The following is an 18,277-nucleotide window of genomic DNA, read 5'->3' on the forward strand; positions in this document are numbered from 1 at the left end:
CGCCCCTCAGTCCTTGACAGCCCCGGCCAGGCCCGAGACCAGCTTGCGCTGCACCGCGATGAAGAAGATCAGCACCGGCACCGTCATCAGCGTGGACGCCGCCATGATGCCGCCCCAGTCGTTCTCGTCCGGCTTGAAGAAGACCAGCAGCGCCGAGGGCAGCGTCTGGTTCTCGGTCGCGCTGATGATGAACGTCTTGGCGAACACGAAGTCGTTCCACGCCGCGATGAAGGAGAACACGCTGGTCGCCGCCAGCCCGGGCGCCACCAGCGGCAGCAGGATGCGCCACAGGATGCGCGTGCGGCCGGCCCCGTCGATCTGCGCCGCCTCCTCGATGGAGACCGGCACGGCGGCGACGAAGCCGCGCATCATCCAGATCCCGAACGGCAGCGAGAACGCCAACTGCACCAGCACCAGCGAGGCCAGGGTGTTCAGCCCGACGCCGGGGGCGAGGGTCCCGGCGTCGCGGAACATGAAGAACAGCGGGATGGTCATCGCCTCGACCGGGATCATCTGGGCGATCAGGAACATCACCATGATCGTGGTCCGGAAGCGGAACCTGAACCTGGTCACGGCCACCGCCGCCAGGAACACCACCACCGCCGACAGCACCACCACCGACAGCGCGACCACCACGCTGTTGACGAAGTACCGCCCGAAGCCGTCCACGCTGAGCACCTGACGGAAGCTCTCCAGCGTCGGGTGCGCCGTCCACGGCTTCGGGTCCAGCGACTGCACCTCGCCCTTGGGCTTGAACGCCGACAGGACCATCCAGAAGATCGGGAAGGCGGTCACCACCGCCACCACGATCGCCGACACGTCGGCGGCGAGGCGCCACTTCCTGCGCGTGTTCACAGCTCGTTCCCCGTCCGTCGCAGGCTGCGGATGTACAAGGCGGTCGGGATCACCAGGATCAACAGCATGATCACGCCGATCGCCGCGCCCAGTCCGTACTGCGAGGAGGCGAACGCCTTCTGGTACGCGTACACGTTGAGCACGAGGTTCTGGCCGGCGATGCCGCCGCCGTTGGTCATGACGTAGATCTGGGTGAAGACCTTGAAGTCCCAGATCACGGACTGGATCACCACGATGGTCAGGATCGGCCGCAGCATCGGCGCGGTGATCCGGCGGAAGGTGGTCCAGGTACCGGCGCCGTCGAGGGCGGCGGCCTCGTGGATCTCCTCGGGGATGGCGCGGATGCCCGCGTAGAGGGTGACCATCACGAAGGGGAAGGAGTGCCAGACCACCACGGCGCCGACGATCAGGAACGCCGTCCACCTGTCGTAGAACCAGTTGAACTCGTGGAAGCCGCTGAGCCCGATCCGCTCCAGCGTGTGGTTGACCAGGCCCAGGTTGGTGTCGAACAGGAAGCTCCACACCGTCGAGCCGGTCATCGCCGGCGCCGCCCAGGCCGCCATCGCCGCCGTGGTGAGCAGCAGCCGGGGCCGGCGGCCGACCTTGGTGAGCAGCACGGCGAGGGTGGCGCCGACGGCCAGGGTGGCGACCACGCAGAACGCGGCGAAGCCGATCGTCTGGACGAGCACCGTCCAGAACTGGTCGTCCTCCAGGATCTTCGCGTAGTTCCCGAAGCCGACGAAGGAGGTCGGCGCGCCCCCGGACGCCTGCGCCTGCCCGAAGTCCAGTACGGACAGCAGTCCGAGCTGGTAGATCGGGTAGGCGACCAGCGGGATCAGGATGACCGCGGCGGGCAGGAGCAGCAGCAGCGGTGGCCTGCGGCGCCGGCCGCCCGGGGGTGCGGCCGGCGCCTCACCCCCACGGCGCCCGCGGGAGGAAGGCGGCGCCGTCGGGGCGGTCGTGGTGGGTACGGACACGTGCGGGACCTGCTCTCTGTCGCAGACTGCTCAGTCCTGGAGCCGATCAGCGGTGAAGGCGATCAGTGGGCCGCGAAGGCCGAGTTGATCTGCGCCGCGGCGTCGGTGGACGCCTTGGCCACGTCCGCCTTGCCGGTGACGACCTGCTGGAGCATGGTCGGGACGACCGACTGCGCGTCGATCTGCGCCCACGCCTGGTCCAGCGGCACGAACTTCGTCCCGGCCGCGATGGTGTCGGTGAACGGCTTGAGGAACGCGTCCTTGGCCGCGACCTTGCCGCTGACGGACTTGAGCGTCGGCAGGTTGCCCATCGCGTCGTACATCTGCTCCTGGTAGGCGGGGCTCGCGAGCAGTTCGGCGAACTCGACGGCCAGGGTGCGGTGCTTGGCCGCCTTCATGACGCCGAGGTTGTTGCCGCCGGCGAAGGCGGGGGCGATGGATCCTGCCTTCTCGCCGGGCAGCGGGACCACGCCGTACCTGCCCTTGACGGGGCCCGCGTCCACCTTGCTGCGGCTGGAGTTGGGCAGGATCGCCATCGCGGACTTGCCGGCGGCGAACAGGTCGACGGTCTTGCCGCCGGTGAGGTCCGCGCACTGCTGGGCGGGGCAGCCGTCCGCGCCGAACAGGTCGGTGTAGCGCTTGACGCCGGCCTGGGAGGCGGGCGAGTCGATGGACGCCTTGTACGTGGCGCCGTCCTTGGTGGCGATGTCGCCGCCCGCGTCCCAGACGAAGGGCAGCGCGCCGAAGGTGTACTTGCCGCCGACGGCGATGCCGAAGGTGTCCTGGTGCGCGCCGTGGATCTTCTGGGTGGCGGCGACCAGTTCGGCGTACGAGGTGGGCGGGTTGAGCCCGGCCTCGGCGAACAGGTCGGTGCGGTAGTACAGCGCCCGCACGGCGACCCACCAGGGCAGGCCGTAGGTCTTCTCGTCGACGACGGCGGTCCTGGCGATCACCGGGTCGAGGTCGGCCTTGTCCTTCCACTTGTCGAGTTCGGTGCCGATCTCGGCGAGGCCGCCCGCGGCGACGTAGCCGGGCAGGTCGGTGTTGCCGAACTCGACCAGGTCGGGGGCGCTGTTGGGGTCGTTGAAGGCGCCCTTCATCTTGGCGGCGCGGGCGGCGGCGTCGGTGTCGATGTAGCTGACGTTGACGGTGACGCCCTGGTGGGAGGTCTGGAACTCGGTGACGGCCTTGGCGATCACGGCCTCCTTGGCCGCGTTGCCCGCCTCGTTGAACAGCCAGACCTTCAGGGTGCCCGTCCGGTCGTCGGCCGCTCTGTCGCCGGCCGGCGCGGCGGTGCCCGGGGCGCAGGCGGTGGCGGCCAGGCATCCGGCGGCGAGCAGGGCGGCGATCGCGGTCCGTCCGGTGAGTCGCATGGGTGGAGACCTCCCCTCCCGACAGTTGCCGCCGAGACGTGCGCCGCTGGGGACGGGCACGTCGAAGCAGGCCCTGACCGGGGCCGATGGTGGGTGAGTTGGTGGGGGTGCGGCAGGGTGCGGCGCTTCGGGTGGGCGTCGTGGCCTGCTCGTGGCAGGGACGTTAAGCGGGCACGATCGACCCCAACAAGAGGGGGTTCGTGAAGTTTTGCACTGCACAACGTTGTATCGAAGATGGGGGGCTGCGCCCCCGAAGGGGTACGTTCGGACGACTGCCCGAGACGAGGGAACGGACCGACCCATGACGGACACGGCGCCCAGGAAGCCCGCGACCGAACGCAACCAGTCCTCCTCGCTGCGCCGCGCGCTCGCCGTCCTCGGCTACGTCCGCGACCACAGCGACGGCCGGGGCGTCCCGCTCGCGCAGCTCGCCGAGGCCCTCGACCTCAACAAGAGCACCGTCCTCAGACTCACCGGCCCGATGCTGGACGAGCACCTGCTGGAGCGCGACCGGGAGACGGGCTGGTTCCGCCTCGGCCACGGCTCCCTGCGGCTCGGTCAGGCGTACCTGTCCACCCTGGACCTGCGCAGCGTCGCCGCCGAGCACCTGCGCCGCCTCCAGCGCGAGGCCGGCGAGACCGTCCACCTGACGGTCTGGCAGGCGCCGGGCATCGTCTACCTGGACAAGGTCGAGGACGAGACCAACGTCCGGATGGCCTCCCGGGTCGGCAGCCGCGCCCCCGCGTACTGCACCGCGACGGGAAAGGCGATCCTGGCCTGGCTGCCCGACGAGGCCGTCACCGAGGTGGTCGCGGCGGGGCTGCGCCCGGTCACCGCCTGGACGATCTCGGACGAACCGAGGCTGCGCGCCGACCTCGCCCGCATCCGGGCCCGCGGCTACTCGATCGACGACCGCGAGAACGAGCCCGAGGTCCGCTGCGTCGCCGCCCCGATCTTCGACCACGCCGGCGAGGTGACGGCCGCGCTCTCCGTCTCGGGCCTGACCTCCCGGATGACGGCCGCCCGGGTCCGCGCCCTCGGCCCGGTCGTCGCCCAGGCCGGCCTGCGGATCTCCCGGGAGCTGGGGTCGGACCGCCAGCCGTCCTGACGCGCCGGGGAACGCCGGTGGACCGCGGGTGGATCACTCCGAGGCAGCGGCCTTCCCGTGCCGGTTCGGGCGGCCGTGATCGAGCCACGCCTGCTCCCACTGGCGGGTCAGCACCGGATAGATGAAGACGTACCGGAACGGCATGATGAAGCCCATGTAGAGGCGCCCGAACAGCCCGTTGGGCCTGACCAGCGCGGCCATGCGCAGCTCGTACCCGCCGTCGTCGAGCCGCACCCAGCCCAGGTGCATGATCGTGTGCATCGTGAAGTTGCCCAGCTCCCGGGCCGCCTCGTCCTCGAGCTGGTACACCTCGCTGAACGGGTCGACGCCGGGGGCGGCATCCTCCACCGTCCGGGCGATCTCGGGCGGGAGACGGTCCCTCAGCGAGGCGACCCGCCCGCCCACGCTCTCCTCGGCGGTGTCCCAGCCGCACAGGGCGCCGAGCTTCCAGCGCACCGCGAACAGGAACCGGACCGGCAGCGGGTCCGTGCGGTTGGCGTAGGCGGTCTTCAGGGCCTTGACCATGACGGGGAAGTCCTCGGGCCCGGCATCGGGCACGCGGAAGGACCAGACGTCCTCGATCCGGAAGTCTCGGGTGAACTCGTGGATCCGCCAAGGCTGTTCGGTGTGGGCCGCCTTCGGGATGCGCATCGGTCGTTCCTTCCTGGGCCGGGCACGGTTACGTAACCGCTGGTTTCGTTACTCCTGGTTCTGTATGGTGCACCCATGCCAGTACGGAAGCAAGCCCGCGCCCAGGGCGGCCGCCCCCGGGACGCCCGCGTCGACGACGCCATCACCTCTGCCGTCCGGGACCTGCTGGTCGAAGTCGGCTACGCCCGGCTCACCGTGGCCGAGGTCGCGGCCCGCGCCGGCGTCGGCAAGCCGGCCATCTACCGGCGCCACGCCACCAAACAGGAGATGATCTTCGACGCCCTGCTGCCGGACCGGTTCCTCGCCGCCGCCCCCGACCGCGGCTCGCTGCGCGCCGACCTCGCCGCCCTGATCGAGGAGATCGCCGGCGCCATGGCCTCCGCCCCGCCCGGGACGATCCCCGGCATCCTGGCCGACATCCACGCCGACCCCGCCCTGCACGAGCGCTTCGACGAGAAGTACCTCGGCATCCAGCGGCAGACCCTCACCGAGATCCTCGACCGCGCCGCCGAACGCGGCGAACTCGCCGTCCGCCCCGACCCGACCGCCCTCAACGCCCTGCTCGTCGGCCCCGTCTTCGCCTGGCTCTTCCTGCTCTCCGAATCCCCCGACCGGCTCCCCGTCCTGACCGCCCCCCTCCTCGACGCGGCCCTCGCCCTGACCGCCGCCCCCGCGCGGGAGCGGCCCGATGCCCGCACCTGAGGCCGACACCCCGAACGGCGCCCTGCGCGGCCGCCGCTCCGCCCGCACCCTGCGGTGGCGGGCCCGCCCTCGAACGGTTCGCCGGCTCCCCCTCGCTCGCCGCCCGGCAGGCCGACCGGCTGGACGGGAAGGGCTGGTGCGAGGAGGAGGTGATGATGCAGCGCGAGGACGAGATGCTCCCGCCGTGGCCGGAGGCTTCCGCCCGGATCACCCGCCCGTGACCAGCTCCCGCAGCCCGTACCCGCGTTCGAGCGCCTCGAGGTCGCGCTGCAGCGCCGGGCGCGGGACGGTCAGCACCGGGCAGGAGGCCCGGCGCACGCAGTAGGCGGTGACGGAGGGGCGCAGCAGCCGGGAGAGGCGCCCCCGGTCGCGGCCCGCGCCGAGGACGAGCAGGTCGCCGGGCCGGTCGGCGCAGCGGATCAGCGTGTGCCCGGCCTCGCCGCGTACGGCCTGGCAGCGCAGCCGCGCGCCCGCGTACTGTCCGGCGAAGGCGTCGTCGAGGGCCTGGCGCAGCCGGGCGACGGCGGCGTCGCGTCCGGCGGTGTGGACGATCGGGCAGGGGGTGCGGCGGTAGCCGATCTCCTCGGCGGGCGGGGCCCAGCACAGGACGGCGAGCACCTCGGCGTCCGTGCGGCGGGCTTCGGCGACGGCGTGGTGGAGCGCGGCGAGGCTGCCGAGGGAGCCGCTGACGCCGACCACGATCCTGCCCTCTGCCGCATCGGCGTCGTATGCGTCGTACGCGCCGTACGCGTCGTACGCATCGCCCGTATCGCCGTCGTCCATGGCCCGCTCCGCCTCTCCGCCCGGTTCGCGCCCCGGCCCGGCTCGGGCCCGCGGGTTCCCCCAGCAAAGCGGCCGGACCATGCCCCGACCACGGGCGTTGACGCCGTCCTGACGCGGCACCCGGCGTTCCGTACGCCTCCCTGACACCGCCCGACACCGGCCGCCCTCCGACACCGGCCGCCACCGGGGAACGGCAGGACGGCCCCGGCGCCGAGGCACGCCGGGGCCGTCCGCTCCCGCGGTGGCGACCCGTGGGTCAGCAGGTCTGGTCGATGAGCCAGAACGTGGCGTAGTGGTCGCCGGTGTAGTAGTCCTCCTGGACGCCCTCGCCGGTGACGACGCGGCGGGCGCCGCGGGTCGGGGAGCCCGGGGTGATGACGGTGTACTCGTGGTAGTAGCCGTAGGACTGGCTCGGCAGGACCTGCTCGCGGTTCTGGAAGACCACGCCGTCCTGGGAGTAGGGGAACGGCCCGTCGGTGGCGATCAGGTTGAGGGTGTCGTTGGCCTCCGGCGGGAGGGTGGACAGACAGACCGATCCGCTCACGGCGGCGTGCGCGTCGGTCGCGACGGCGACGGGCGCGAGGGTCATCACGGTGACGGCGACGGCGGCGGCAGCGCGGGTCTTCCACGCGCGTAGAGTGCGAGTCATGTCCACCAGTGTGGCGAGCCACGGTCAACTCCGGAAGCCTCGCGACAACAATTAACCCGCAGGTAACTCACCTGCCCGGCCAGCGACTTGACCAGTATCCCGACCCCTCGGCCACCCCCGCCGGGGCCGTCCACGAACCGCCCGCCCACCCTATGGGTCGACCGCCGTCGAACAAGCACTTCTGCCGGTTCGCGCCCCTCGCCACCCCTCTGTCGGCCTGCTCACACCTTCACCACGATCCCGGCCCCCGCCACCCCCGCCGCATAGAGTGACGGATCGTCTCGGACCGGAACGATCACCTACGGGGTGCACATGAGCACGGGCGCCGCAGCCGCACTGACCGCACACCAGCTGATCGGCCTGCTCGTCGATCCGGGCGGCTTCGAGACCTGGGACGAACCTCCGACAGCCCCGCCGACCGCCCCGGCCACCCCGCCCGCCGACCCCGGCTACGCCGCCTCCCTCGCCCGCGCCCGCGAGCGCACGGGCCTGGACGAGGCCGTGCTCACCGGCGTCGGCCTGATCGACGGTCGCCCGATCGCCCTGGTCGCCTCCGAGTTCGGCTTCCTCGGCGGCTCCATCGGCGTCGCCACCGCCGAACGCATCACCCGCGCCGTCGAACGCGCCACCGCCGAGCGGCTGCCCCTGCTCGCCCTGCCCGTCTCCGGCGGCACCCGCATGCAGGAGGGCTCGGCGGCCTTCCTCTGCATGCTGCGCATCACCGCCGCCGTCCAGGCCCACCGGGCGGCCGGACTGCCCTACCTCACCTATCTGCGCAACCCCACCATGGGCGGCGTCTTCGCCTCCTGGGGCACGCTCGGCCAGCTGGTCCTCGCCGAGCCCGGCGCCCGCCTCGGCTTCCTCGGGCCGCGGGTGTACGAGGAACTGCGCGGCGTGGAGCTGCCGCCGGACGTGCAGCGGGCGGAGACCCTGGCCGAGCGCGGCCTGGTGGACGCCGTCGTCCCGCCGCAGGAGCTGCGCGAACTGCTCCGCCGCACCCTCGCCGTCCTCTCCACCACCCCCTCCCCTTCCCCCGCCCCTGCGACCGCCGCCCCTGCAACCACCACCGCGACCACGCGGACCCCCGACGCCTGGGACTCCGTCCAGCGCACCCGCCGCCCCGACCGCCCCGGCACTCGCGAGCTGCTGCGCCGCACCGCCACCGACCTGGTCCTGCTGGACGCCCCCGGCGGCCGCTCGGGCGCCCTGGTGCGGGCCCTCGCCGTACTCGGCGGCCGCCCCGTCCTGGTCGTCGGCCAGCAGCGCGCCACCCCCGGGCACGAGCGCCCCTTCACCGCCGCCGACCTGCGCGCCGTACGCCGCACCGCGCGCCTGGCCGAGCAGCTGGGCCTGCCCCTGGTGACGGTGGTGGACACGGCCGGGGCCGAGCTGTCCGCCGGGGCCGAGCTGGAGGGCATCGCCGTCGAGATCGCGCACTGCCTGACCACCCTGCTCGCCCTGCGCACCCCCGTCCTGGCCGTCCTCCTCGGCCAGGGCTCGGGCGGCGGCGCCCTGGCCCTCCTCCCGGCGGACCGGGTGATCGCCGCCGAGCACGCCTGGCTGGCGCCGCTGCCGCCCGAGGGCGCCTCGGCGATCGTCCACCGGGACGGCGCGCACGCGGCCGAGCTGGCCCGCGCCCAGGGCATCGGGGCCCGGCACCTGGCCGAGGTGGGCCTGGTGGACGAGGTGGTCCCGGAGCCCGAGGACCCGGCGGGGGACCCGGAGGCGTTCTGCGCCCGCCTCGGCGGGGCGATCGGAGCCGCACTCGCCGCCCTCACCGGAACCACGGAGGCGAACCGCCTCGCGGCCCGTGCCCTGCGTCACCGCCGCCTCGGCGACCCCCGATAACTCTCCGACCCCCGACAACTCTCCGTACACACTCTCCGTACACACAGGGGCGGTACGGCCCGTACGCACCGTGCCGCCCGCCGACCTGCGCGTGACGGACCCCGGCCTCAAACGGTGAGTGCGCTCACACCCCGATCGCGTCCACGACGCCCGATAGTGGAGCGCCGCCCGGCGGCCGCCACCCGCCCCCGGGCAGCCTTCGAGGGCCCGTCCGCTCAGCGCCCACAAGGCCCCCGCGCTCCGCGATCACCGGGCCTTCGAATCCACGGCGTCCACCGCGCCTACGACGGTGCGTCGTAATGGAGGGGTCTTGGCGAGTGCCGATCCCCTCTGGCAACAATGGCTCCATCGTCAGCCGCACCGGCACCTGTCCCGCCGGTGAACGGCGTGCTGCCGAGTCACACTCCGCGACCGTCATGGCCCCTGTCCGGCCACGGTCCAGGGCGGGGTGTGACCCGGCCCAACCCGATTGAGGTCTTGTTCTACATGCCCGCTTTCAAGCTCCGTATGCGTACTTCCGCCGCGATTCTCGCCGGCACCGCCGCCCTGACCGCCCTCGGCGCGGGCGTCCTGCCCGCCACGGCCGCCAGCGCCGCCACCCCGCAGAGCGTCGCCGCGCAGATCGTGCCCGCGAACCAGCTGGCCTCGTTCAGCCAGATCATCTCCCACGAGTCCGGCTGGAACGTGACCGCGACCAACCCCAGCTCGGGCGCGTACGGCCTGGCCCAGGCGCTGCCGGGCTCCAAGATGGCCACGGCCGGCTCGGACTGGCAGACCAACCCGACCACCCAGATCAAGTGGGCGCTGGACTACATGAACTCCCGCTACGGCAGCCCGAACGCCGCCTGGTCCTTCTGGCAGGCCAACCACTGGTACTAAGCCCGCCCGCCGGCACACCTGACCACTCCCCCCTCACCCCGGGGGTCGGACAGGGGCCTCCGAGGTGACCCGAGAGGGCCCGGGCCCGCGCGATCCGCGTGGCCCGGGCCCTCTCCGGCCTTCCCCCCCACGTTCCCTCCGGCCTTCCCCCCCACGTTCCCTCCGGCCTTCCTCCTCCACGTTCCCTCCGGCCTTCCCCCGCACGCTCACAGCTCCCCGGTCAGCCCCAGCAGCTCCCGCATCCGCGCGTACTTCGCCGCCAGCCGCTCCGCCGTCGCCGGCGGCAGCGCCGCCAGCCGGGCCGGGTCCGAGTTGTGCGCCAGGTCGGCGCGCTTGACCAGCAGCGCGCCCGGCGTGGCCAGGATGCGCGCCGTGTACTCCTCGACCGGCTCCCCCGGGCGCCTGGTGAGCGCGTCCACGATCGCCTTGGTCTCCTCCGGCAGCGCCGCGCCCTCCAGCCACCCCCGGGTCAGCCGGTCGTCCTCGACGGTGTCGTGCAGCCAGCCCGCCGCGATCTGCGCCGCGCTGCCGCCGCGCCGCTCCGTCCCGCCCGCCACGGCGGCGATGTGCTCGGCGTACGGGTGGCCGTTCTTGTCCACCTGCCCCTCGTGGGCGCGGCGGGCGATGGCCTCCACCTCGGTCAGGTCCAGGTACCGGTCGTCCATCGCCTCATCGTAGGCGCGCCCCGTGGATCTTGCCGGGGCCCCGTCGTCACGGCGTCAGCGGGCGCTTGGTTTACTGCCCCGGGCGGGCGACCCCCGCCGCACCGGCAGAACCTTCCGAGCGATCCGAGGAACCCATGCCCTCCCTGCATCCGCTGCTGTCCGGCTTCGCCCCGATCTGGGCACTCACCGGGGTCGGTTACCTGGTGGCGCGCACCGGGCTGCTGGGGCCGCAGGCGGAGACGGTGCTGAACCGGTTCGTCTTCCACGTGGCGATGCCCGCCGCGCTGTTCCTGATGATCTCCCGCACCCCGCTGGACCGTTTCGCCAACCCCTCCATGCTGGCCTTCGCCGCAGGCACGGCCGTGGCCACGGGCCTGGGCCTGCTCGCCGGGCACCTGCTGTTCCACCGCAAGGCCGGCGAACTCGCCATCGGCTCGATGGCCTCCGGGTACGTCAACTCGGCGAACCTCGGCATACCCGTCACCATGCAGGTGATCGGCGACGCCTCCTTCGTGGCGCCGGTGGTGCTCTTCCAGATCCTGCTGGTCACCCCCGCCGTGCTCGCCGTCCTCGACAGCGGCGCGGCCGGGCGCCGCGCCCTGCTCACCCTGCCGGTGCGCAACCCCATCCTGCTGGCCACCGCCCTCGGCGCCGTCTTCTCCGCCACCGGCGTGCACCTGCCCGCCGAGGTGAACCGCTCCGCCGAACTGCTCGGCGGCGCCGGCGTGCCGACCGCCCTGATCGCCCTCGGCATGTCGCTGCACAACCGCCCGCCCGCGGAAGGCCGTTCGCACCGCGCCGAGACCGCGCTCACCGTCGCGATCAAGACCCTCGTCCAGCCGCTGGCCGCCCTCGCCGTGGCCGGACCGGTCCTCCACCTCTCCTCGCACCAGCTGCTCACCGTCGTGCTCTTCTCCGCGCTCCCCACCGCGCAGAACGTGTACACCTACGCCCGCGAGTACGGGCAGGGCTCGGGCCTCGCCCGGGACGCGGTGCTCTGGTCGACGCTCGTCTCGATGGCCACCCTCTCGGTGATCAGCTGGTCCCTCGGGCCCGCCTGACCCCCGCCCGCCGGTGGTGTCGTGACGAGGAGTCAGCGGCGGCGGCCTTAGCGTGACCGGATGAGCGCTTCCACCGCGGAGACCGGGCCCTCGACCAACGCGGCGCACCTGATGACCTCCGCGGTGGTCTTCACGATCCCCGTCCTCAAACTCGCCTGGACCCTCGGCGGCGGCGACGCCGCCCGCGACGCCCTGCTCGCCATGGGCCCCGCCAACTGGCTCGACGTCGTCATCGGGATGTTCTTCGCCGAACCGGTGCTCGCCGCCGTCCTCGCCGCCGTCGCCTGCCACTTCACCTACGCCTACCAGGCCGCCCACGGCGGCGCCGCCCGGCACCGCGACCGCTCCCGCGCGGCCACGGCGGCCACCGCGGCGATCCTCCCGGTGGCCGTCGCCGTCGTGGTCGGGGCCTTCAACGGCCTCGGGTGGGGCGTGGCCACGGGCCTCCTCGGGTACGCGATGCGGCTCGGGGTCGTCATGGAGTACCGGACGGGCGGCCGCTCCGCCGAGACCGGCCACCGCACCGGACGGCCCGCCGCCGGCCTGTGGCCCCGCGTCGCCGAGGTGATCCGCCTCGTGGCCATGGTGCTGGCCCTGGCCGTCCTCCCCGTCCTCGCCGTCTCGGCCGCGCTCAACGGCCGCTCCTGGACGAGCGTGCTGCGCTGCGACGTCGACACCGGCTCGGGCCCGCAGCGGGCCCGGGTGGTCGAACTGGACCGCTCGGCACCGGGCGTGGTCGCCTGGGACATCCCGGCCCACGAGGTGGTCAGCGGCGCCAACTGCGCCGTCGACCCGGACGACGTCATCCGCCCGCCCTGGTGGCGCAGTTAGCGCCCCCGCCAGCCCCAGGAACCGACCGCTGGAACCGACCGCTGGACCCTGCCCCTGGAACCGGCCGCTCAGTAGATCAGGTAGTTCGGCCGGCGGCCCTCGTCGTCGATCTCCCCGGTGGCCTGGGCCGCCAGCTTGCGCGACAGCTCCTCCAGGGCGCGGGAGGCCGCCATCTCCTCGCCGATCCTGGCGAGCGGACGGTCGTCGGCGCTCTTCACGGACTCCCCGTGCGCGCTCAGCCCCGGCGCCCTCGCGCCGGTCAGCCGGGCGTCGCACGCCGTGTTGACGCCGTCCTCCTCGAAGCTCAGCTCCACATCCCATTGGTTGTGCATCCCACACCTCCTGGCGCCGCCGGTACAGGCGGTGGCCCGCCGCGGCCGCTCACACCAGCGTGCGCCCGGCGCCCCCGCACCGGCAAGCGCTGCCCGGGCGCCGCCCCGGCGGTACGCTGACGGAGGCACGCCGCGACCGCCGACCGACCCCCGGCCGACCGACGCGGCAGCGACAACCTGGTGGTCCCTCCGTGGCGGTCTTCCTCCTCGCCCTCGGCGCGGCCTGCTGCCTGGGTCTCGGCTTCGTCCTCCAGCAGCACGCGGCGCAGCGGGCCCCCCGTGCCGATCTGCTGCGCTGGCGGCTGCTGCTCGACCTGATGCGGATGCCCGAGTGGCTGCTCGGCACCGGGTTCATGGTGAGCGGGCTCATCCTCTCCGCGCTCGCCCTCAACAAGGGCGAGGTCTCCCTGGTCGAACCGCTGCTCACCACCAACCTGCTGTTCGCCATGGCCCTGTCCCGGGTGCTGACCCGCCAGAGCCTCGGCCGCTCCGGCTGGGCCGGGATCCTGCTGCTGGGGCTCGGGGTGACGGCGTTCATCGTCGCCGGCCGCCCCACCGGCGGCGGCGCCCCCGCCGGGGAACTGCGCCACTGGCTGGTCGTCGGCACGGTCGTCGGCCTCACCCTGCTGCTGGTCTCCCTCGCCCGCCGCCTGCCCCTCTTCGAGGAGGCCACCCTCCTCGCCCTCGCCGCGGGCCTCCTCTACGGCCTCCAGGACGCCCTCACCCGCACCACCACCCAACGCCTCGACCACAGCGGCCTCGACGCCGTCCTTCGCAGCTGGCAGCCCTACGCCGTGATCGCCGCCGGCGTGGTCGGCCTCCTCCTCGTCCAGAGCGCCTTCGAGGCCGCCCCCCTGCGCATGTCCCTCCCCGCCCTCACCGCCGCCCAGCCGCTCTCCGGCATCGCCTGCGCCGTCGGCTTCCTCGGCGACCGCCTCCGTGTCACCCCCGCCGCCCTCGCCTGGCAGACCGTCGGCCTGATCGCCATCATCACCGGCGTCGTCCTCCTGGGCCGCCACCCCGCCCTGCCCGGCACCGTCCGCGACACCCTCGAATCCATCGGCGCCTCACCCCCCGACACCCCGGACGGCCCGGACGGCCCGGGCGAACCGGGTCCGCCCGATCGCCCGACCGACGGCGGCGCATAGGCCCGCCGATGTGTTGGAGCGCGCGGGTGGACCTGGTGGCCGGCGGGTTGATCGCCGGTGTCGGTGTCCTCTGCCTGGCCCGGGCCGCACGGAGTCAGCAGCCCGGGCGCCTGCTGCTCGCCGCGCTGCCGCTGGTCCTCGGCGTGCACCAGCTGATCGAGGCGCTGGTCTGGCTGGGCGCCGACGGTCGGCTACCGGACGCCCTGGGCGCCGCGGCCCGCACCGCGTGGGCAGTGATCGCCCTGCCGCTGCTGCCCGTCCTCGTCCCGGCCGGCGTGTGGTGCGCAGCCGCCGAGCACACCCGCCCAACGCCAACCGCCCCGGCGCCTCCCCGGCGCACAGCGACCAGGTCCACCCGTCGGCGGGCACTGGCGGCCCTCGCCGTGCTCGGGCTCGGGGTGGCGATTCCGCTCGCCGTCGCCGTCGGTACGCACCCTGTGAGTGCCTCGGTGCACGGCCACACGCTCGCCTACGGCGTCGGGGTCGCACATCCGGCCGTGCTGCTCGTCGGGTACCTGTCCGCCACCGTCGGGGCGCTCCTCCTCAGCGGGGACCGGCTGCTCCGCCGCCTCGGGTTGCTCATCGGCGTGGGCGCCGTCCTCTGCGGGCTGCTCTGGGAGTTGGCGTTCATCTCCACCTGGTGTGCGCTCGCGGCCGTCGCGAGCGTCGTCCTGTTCCGGTGGTCCGGCCGCCCTCCGGCCGGGTGACCGGTTCCGCAGTACGGAAGCGGAGAGCCCTCCTACTCCTGGGCGACCGCCATCAGCAACACCACCGTGAGCCCGCCGCCCGGCGTCGGCTCGACCGCCAGCCGCGCGCCCGCCGCCAGCACCAGGCTGTGCAGCGCCGGCCCGACCGGCGCCCCCTGCCGCACCCCGGCCAGCAGCCACTCCCCGGCCTGGGGCGCGTCGTACCAGCCCCGGTCCGCTATCCGGATCTCCACCCGGCCACGACCGCCGCCCCGCCCCACGGCAGCAGGGCCCGCGCCGAGCCTCGCGGGCCCGCCGTCCAGCCCCTCCGGCAGCCCTCCGGCGACCTCCGCCCGCACCGACACCCGCGCGCCCAGCGGGCTGCGCCGGATCGCGTGGTCGACCAGCCCGGCCACCGCGGCCTCCAGCCGCCTCGCGTCCCCGGCGACCACCGGCAGCCCCGCCGCCACCTGCACCGTCACCCCGGCCGCCCGGCCGCCGCCGCGCACCACCCGGCGCAGCACCTCGGCCACCTGGACGTGCCGCGCCATCGGCCCGCAGCCAGCCTGCCGTCCGGACCAGCGCAGCCGGTCGAGTTCGGGCCCGGTCAGCGCCCTCGGCCCGGCGACCACGCCCGGCCGCACGGCCCCCAGGCCCTCGGCCGCCACCCCGGCGGCCGTCTCCCGCAGATGGCCGAGGCTCGCCGAGCCCGTACGCCCCGGCTTGCCGAACGCACCGAGCGCCCGGGCGCCCGATCGGGCCCCGGAAGCGACGTAGCCCCAGAGTTTCCCGCGTGCCATCGCCCTGCCTGCCCCTCGTGCCTGACCAGCGGCCGCGAACGGGCCGTCGTGCCTCACCATCGGCCGCGCACCGGCCGCACCGGGCCGACCACCCGGCCCTCCAGCCAGCCTGCGCCTCACCCGCCCGGGTGACAATCCGGCTCCGGGCCGCAGCCTGGGCGCCCGCCCCCGCCGAGCGGCCGGACCCGCACCCGCCGATCGGGGGGTACGGGCCCGGCCGCACGCACCGCTCCCACTCCGTCCCACGGCCGCGGGCCCCCGCAGGTTCACACGAGCCGACGGGCCCCCTGAACCACCCCCACCTAGACTGACCTCATGCCCCGGCTCAACGACCAGGTCAGAGAGCTGCTCCAGGAGTACGCCGACCTGATCAACATCACCGGCGGCGACGCCTTCCGCGCCCGCGCCTACGAGAAGGCCGCCCGGGCCGTCGGCGAGCACACCGCCGACATCGACGGCCTGGACGCCAAGGCGCTCCAGAAGATCCCCGGCGTCGGCAGGTCCACCGCCGAGAAGGTCGCCGAGTACCTCGCCACCGGCCACATCCCCGCCCTGGAGAAGCTCCGCGCCGAAATCCCGCCCGGCGTCCGGGAGATGACCGCCGTTCCCGGTGTCGGCCCCAAGCGCGCCCTGGCCCTGCACCGCGACCTGGGCCTCTCCTCCGTCGACGACCTCGCCGCCGCGATCCGCGCCGACAGGCTCTCCGGCCTGGCCGGGTTCGGCGACCGCAGCGCCGAGAAGATCCTCCACGGCATCGAGCTGATGCGGCAGTCCGGCGGCCGCACCCTCCTGGACGCCGCCACCGAGCTCGCCGAGCAGCTGGTCGAGGCCCTCTCCCGGGTGCCCGGCTGCACCCGCTGCGCGTACGCGGGCTCGCTGCGCCGGATGCGCGAGACGGTGGGCGACGTCGACGTCCTGGCGACGGCCGCCGACTCCGCCCCGCTGATGGCCGCGCTCACCGAACTCCCTTACGTGGCCGAGGTGATCGGCAGCGGCCCGACCAAGACCTCGGTGCGCACCGACCGGGGCGTGCAGATCGACCTGCGGGTGGTGCCCGAGGAGGACTGGGGCGCGGCGCTGGTCTACTTCACCGGCTCGAAGGCCCACAACATCAGGCTGCGCACGATGGCCGTCAAGGCGGGCCTGAAGCTCTCCGAGTACGGCCTGTTCGAGGCCGAGGGCGGGGCGAAGCTGGTGTCGGCGACGGAGGAGGAGGTGTACGCGGCGCTGGGCCTGCCCTGGATCGCCCCTCCGCTGCGCGAGGACCGCGGCGAGATCGAGGCCGCCCTGCGCGGTGAACTGCCCGACCTCGTCCAGGAGTCGGACCTGCGCGGCGACCTGCACACCCACACCGACCTGACGGACGGCCTGGCCACCCTCACCGAGATGGTCGACACGGCCGCCGCCCGCGGCTACTCCTACTACGCCGTCACCGACCACGCCCCCGACCTGGTGATGCAGCGGATGACGGACGAGAAGATGCTCGCCCAGCGCGAACAGCTGCGCGAACTGGCGGGCCGACACCGCAAGTTGCGCCTGCTGCACGGCACCGAGCTGAACATCGGCCCCGAGGGCGACGTGGACTGGCCCGCCGAGTTCCTGGCGGGCTTCGACGTCTGCGTGGCCTCCGTGCACTCGCACTTCGCCCTCGACCGCGCCGCCCAGACCCGCCGCCTGGTCCGCGCCTGCGAGAACCCGTACGTCAACGTCATCGGCCACCTCACCACCCGCCGCCTCGGCCGGCGCGGGCCGATCGACGTGGACCTGGACGCGGTGTTCGCGGCCGCCGCCCGCACCGGCACCGCGATCGAGATCAACAGCTCGCCCCAGCGCCTCGACCTGCGCGACGAGGACGTGCTCAGGGCGAAGGAGCACGGCGTCCGCTTCTCGATCGACAGCGACGCCCACGCCACCGGCCAACTCGCCTACCCCCGTTACGGGATCGGCACCGCGCAGCGCGGCTGGCTCACCACCGAGGACGTGATCAACACCTGGCCCTGGCAGCGCCTGAAGCGCTTCCTCCACAAAACCGGCCGCTAGAAGCTAGAACGAGGCCCCCGGCGAGGCCAGCACCCGGGCCGCGCTGCGGTGCCCCGCCTGCGCCGCCGACCGCAGGCCCCCGGACTCCAGACCCCCGCGCTCCAGGAACCTCGCCAGGAACCCCGCCGCGAAGGCGTCCCCGGCCCCGGTGAGGTCACGCACCTCCGCCACCGGCGGCACCGCCACCGTGAACGGCACCCGCCCGGGCACGTCGACGGTGGTGTCCTGCGCCCCCGCCTTGGTGACGACCGTGGTGGCCGCGAGCCGGGCGCGCGCCGGCCCCGGCAGGCCGTCCACGAGCAGCCCCAGGCAGGCCGATTCCAAGCGGTTGGCGAACAGGAAGGTCGGCGCCAACTCGGCGAGCAGCGTGAGGAAGCGCTCCCGCCCGTACTGTTCGAGCATCCCGGTGGAGGAGGCGTCCACCGACGTGGTGCCCCCGGCCCGCCGGACGCGCCGCAGCGCGTCCACGGCGGCGTCGCCGACCGGCTCGCCGTCGAAGGAGTACCCGGGCACGTGCAGGTGGGTCAGGCCGTCGAGCCACTCCCCGGGGACGCGTTCCAGCAGGGTCGCGGCGCCCCGGTCGGGCAGCATGGTCCGCTCGCCGTCCTGGTCGATCAGCACCACGATGCTGCCGGTGTGCCCGCGCCGCTGCACCCGTACGTCCACGCCGTGGCCGCCGAGTTCGGCGACGACGGAGTCCCCGACCGCGTCCGGCCCCACGCAGCCGAGGAAGCGCACCGGGTGCCGCCCGGCGGCGAAGCAAGCAACGTTGGCGGCGCTGCCGCCGCGCCGGCGGAAGACCTGGGCGGCGGAGTCGGTGCCGTGGCGCAACGGCCCGTCGACCCAGACGACGATGTCCTCGACGAGGTCGCCGAGCACCCCCAGCACG

The 18,277-nt window shown here is 73.9% G+C and carries 19 protein-coding genes; 9 read left to right on the forward strand and 10 right to left on the reverse strand.

The features are described from left to right. Positions 1 to 6 precede the first annotated feature (6 nt). The 3 genes from IH61_RS0117070 to IH61_RS0117080 form a co-directional block, all read right to left on the reverse strand. The gene (locus tag IH61_RS0117070) at positions 7 to 855 is read right to left on the reverse strand and encodes a carbohydrate ABC transporter permease (protein ID WP_031070534.1); all 849 of its coding nucleotides are present in this window, start codon (positions 853 to 855) and stop codon (positions 7 to 9) included. After that, on the reverse strand, positions 852 to 1,832 hold the full coding sequence (locus IH61_RS0117075; protein WP_031070536.1) for a carbohydrate ABC transporter permease: 981 nt from the start codon (positions 1,830 to 1,832) through the stop codon (positions 852 to 854). Before IH61_RS0117075 ends, IH61_RS0117070 begins: the two co-directional genes overlap by 4 nt. A gap of 62 nt (positions 1,833 to 1,894) precedes the next feature. Beyond that, positions 1,895 to 3,205, reverse strand: coding sequence for an extracellular solute-binding protein (locus IH61_RS0117080; RefSeq protein WP_031070538.1), 1,311 nt, complete (start codon positions 3,203 to 3,205; stop codon positions 1,895 to 1,897). Positions 3,206 to 3,506: 301 nt separating this feature from the next. On the opposite strand from IH61_RS0117080, the gene IH61_RS0117085 reads away from it, so the two are divergent. Then, on the forward strand, positions 3,507 to 4,313 hold the full coding sequence (locus IH61_RS0117085) for an IclR family transcriptional regulator (RefSeq protein ID WP_031070540.1): 807 nt from the start codon (positions 3,507 to 3,509) through the stop codon (positions 4,311 to 4,313). Between the two features lie 33 nt (positions 4,314 to 4,346). On the opposite strand, the gene IH61_RS0117090 is transcribed toward IH61_RS0117085, so the two are convergent. Beyond that, positions 4,347 to 4,964, reverse strand: coding sequence for a DUF2867 domain-containing protein (locus IH61_RS0117090; RefSeq protein ID WP_031070543.1), 618 nt, complete (start codon positions 4,962 to 4,964; stop codon positions 4,347 to 4,349). A gap of 75 nt (positions 4,965 to 5,039) precedes the next feature. Between IH61_RS0117090 and IH61_RS0117095 the strand changes: the two genes are divergently transcribed. Further along, positions 5,040 to 5,666: a TetR/AcrR family transcriptional regulator gene (locus tag IH61_RS0117095; protein WP_031070545.1), complete on the forward strand. Its 627-nt coding sequence runs from the start codon at positions 5,040 to 5,042 to the stop codon at positions 5,664 to 5,666. A gap of 207 nt (positions 5,667 to 5,873) precedes the next feature. Here the strand turns inward: IH61_RS0117095 and IH61_RS0117100 are convergent, their stop codons facing one another. Both IH61_RS0117100 and IH61_RS0117105 read right to left on the reverse strand, forming a co-directional pair. Beyond that, a complete protein-coding gene (locus IH61_RS0117100; RefSeq protein WP_078911161.1) occupies positions 5,874 to 6,449 on the reverse strand; it encodes a universal stress protein in 576 nt (191 codons plus the stop codon). Positions 6,450 to 6,705: 256 nt separating this feature from the next. After that, positions 6,706 to 7,098, reverse strand: a complete 393-nt coding sequence (locus tag IH61_RS0117105; protein ID WP_031070549.1) for a ribonuclease — start codon at positions 7,096 to 7,098, stop codon at positions 6,706 to 6,708. Positions 7,099 to 7,410: 312 nt separating this feature from the next. On the opposite strand from IH61_RS0117105, the gene IH61_RS0117110 reads away from it, so the two are divergent. Together IH61_RS0117110 and IH61_RS0117115 are read left to right on the forward strand one after the other, a co-directional pair. Next, entirely contained in the window at positions 7,411 to 8,946 is a 1,536-nt protein-coding gene (locus IH61_RS0117110) for a carboxyl transferase domain-containing protein (protein ID WP_031070552.1), read from the forward strand. Between the two features lie 507 nt (positions 8,947 to 9,453). After that, a complete protein-coding gene (locus tag IH61_RS0117115; protein ID WP_234327207.1) occupies positions 9,454 to 9,825 on the forward strand; it encodes a transglycosylase SLT domain-containing protein in 372 nt (123 codons plus the stop codon). Positions 9,826 to 10,031: 206 nt separating this feature from the next. On the opposite strand, the gene IH61_RS0117120 is transcribed toward IH61_RS0117115, so the two are convergent. After that, the gene (locus IH61_RS0117120; protein ID WP_031070555.1) at positions 10,032 to 10,490 is read right to left on the reverse strand and encodes an HD domain-containing protein; all 459 of its coding nucleotides are present in this window, start codon (positions 10,488 to 10,490) and stop codon (positions 10,032 to 10,034) included. A 134-nt stretch (positions 10,491 to 10,624) separates the two neighbouring features. Here IH61_RS0117120 and IH61_RS0117125 point away from each other — a divergent pair, with 134 nt between their 5' ends. Together IH61_RS0117125 and IH61_RS0117130 are read left to right on the forward strand one after the other, a co-directional pair. Beyond that, positions 10,625 to 11,551: an AEC family transporter gene (locus tag IH61_RS0117125; protein ID WP_031070557.1), complete on the forward strand. Its 927-nt coding sequence runs from the start codon at positions 10,625 to 10,627 to the stop codon at positions 11,549 to 11,551. A gap of 60 nt (positions 11,552 to 11,611) precedes the next feature. Continuing rightward, positions 11,612 to 12,382 (forward strand): hypothetical protein, encoded by a 771-nt coding sequence (locus tag IH61_RS0117130; protein WP_051837254.1) that lies wholly within the window; start codon positions 11,612 to 11,614, stop codon positions 12,380 to 12,382. Between the two features lie 68 nt (positions 12,383 to 12,450). On the opposite strand, the gene IH61_RS0117135 is transcribed toward IH61_RS0117130, so the two are convergent. Next, a complete protein-coding gene (locus IH61_RS0117135; RefSeq protein ID WP_031070561.1) occupies positions 12,451 to 12,714 on the reverse strand; it encodes a dsRBD fold-containing protein in 264 nt (87 codons plus the stop codon). Positions 12,715 to 12,905: 191 nt separating this feature from the next. Between IH61_RS0117135 and IH61_RS0117140 the strand changes: the two genes are divergently transcribed. Together IH61_RS0117140 and IH61_RS0117145 are read left to right on the forward strand one after the other, a co-directional pair. After that, the gene (locus IH61_RS0117140) at positions 12,906 to 13,862 is read left to right on the forward strand and encodes a DMT family transporter (protein WP_199823336.1); all 957 of its coding nucleotides are present in this window, start codon (positions 12,906 to 12,908) and stop codon (positions 13,860 to 13,862) included. An 8-nt stretch (positions 13,863 to 13,870) separates the two neighbouring features. Next, on the forward strand, positions 13,871 to 14,569 hold the full coding sequence (locus IH61_RS0117145; RefSeq protein ID WP_031070566.1) for a DUF6629 family protein: 699 nt from the start codon (positions 13,871 to 13,873) through the stop codon (positions 14,567 to 14,569). 32 nt (positions 14,570 to 14,601) lie between these two features. Here the strand turns inward: IH61_RS0117145 and IH61_RS0117150 are convergent, their stop codons facing one another. Continuing rightward, the gene (locus IH61_RS0117150) at positions 14,602 to 15,348 is read right to left on the reverse strand and encodes a hypothetical protein (protein WP_031070568.1); all 747 of its coding nucleotides are present in this window, start codon (positions 15,346 to 15,348) and stop codon (positions 14,602 to 14,604) included. Positions 15,349 to 15,663: 315 nt separating this feature from the next. On the opposite strand from IH61_RS0117150, the gene polX reads away from it, so the two are divergent. After that, a complete protein-coding gene (gene polX / locus IH61_RS0117155; RefSeq protein WP_031070570.1) occupies positions 15,664 to 17,388 on the forward strand; it encodes a DNA polymerase/3'-5' exonuclease PolX in 1,725 nt (574 codons plus the stop codon). A gap of 3 nt (positions 17,389 to 17,391) precedes the next feature. Here polX and IH61_RS0117160 read toward each other — a convergent pair whose 3' ends face one another. Next, a complete protein-coding gene (locus IH61_RS0117160) occupies positions 17,392 to 18,267 on the reverse strand; it encodes a carbohydrate kinase family protein (protein WP_199823337.1) in 876 nt (291 codons plus the stop codon). Positions 18,268 to 18,277: the final 10 nt, after the last annotated feature.

This window comes from Streptomyces sp. NRRL WC-3742 (assembly GCF_000720635.1).
Lineage (GTDB): Bacteria > Actinomycetota > Actinomycetes > Streptomycetales > Streptomycetaceae > Kitasatospora.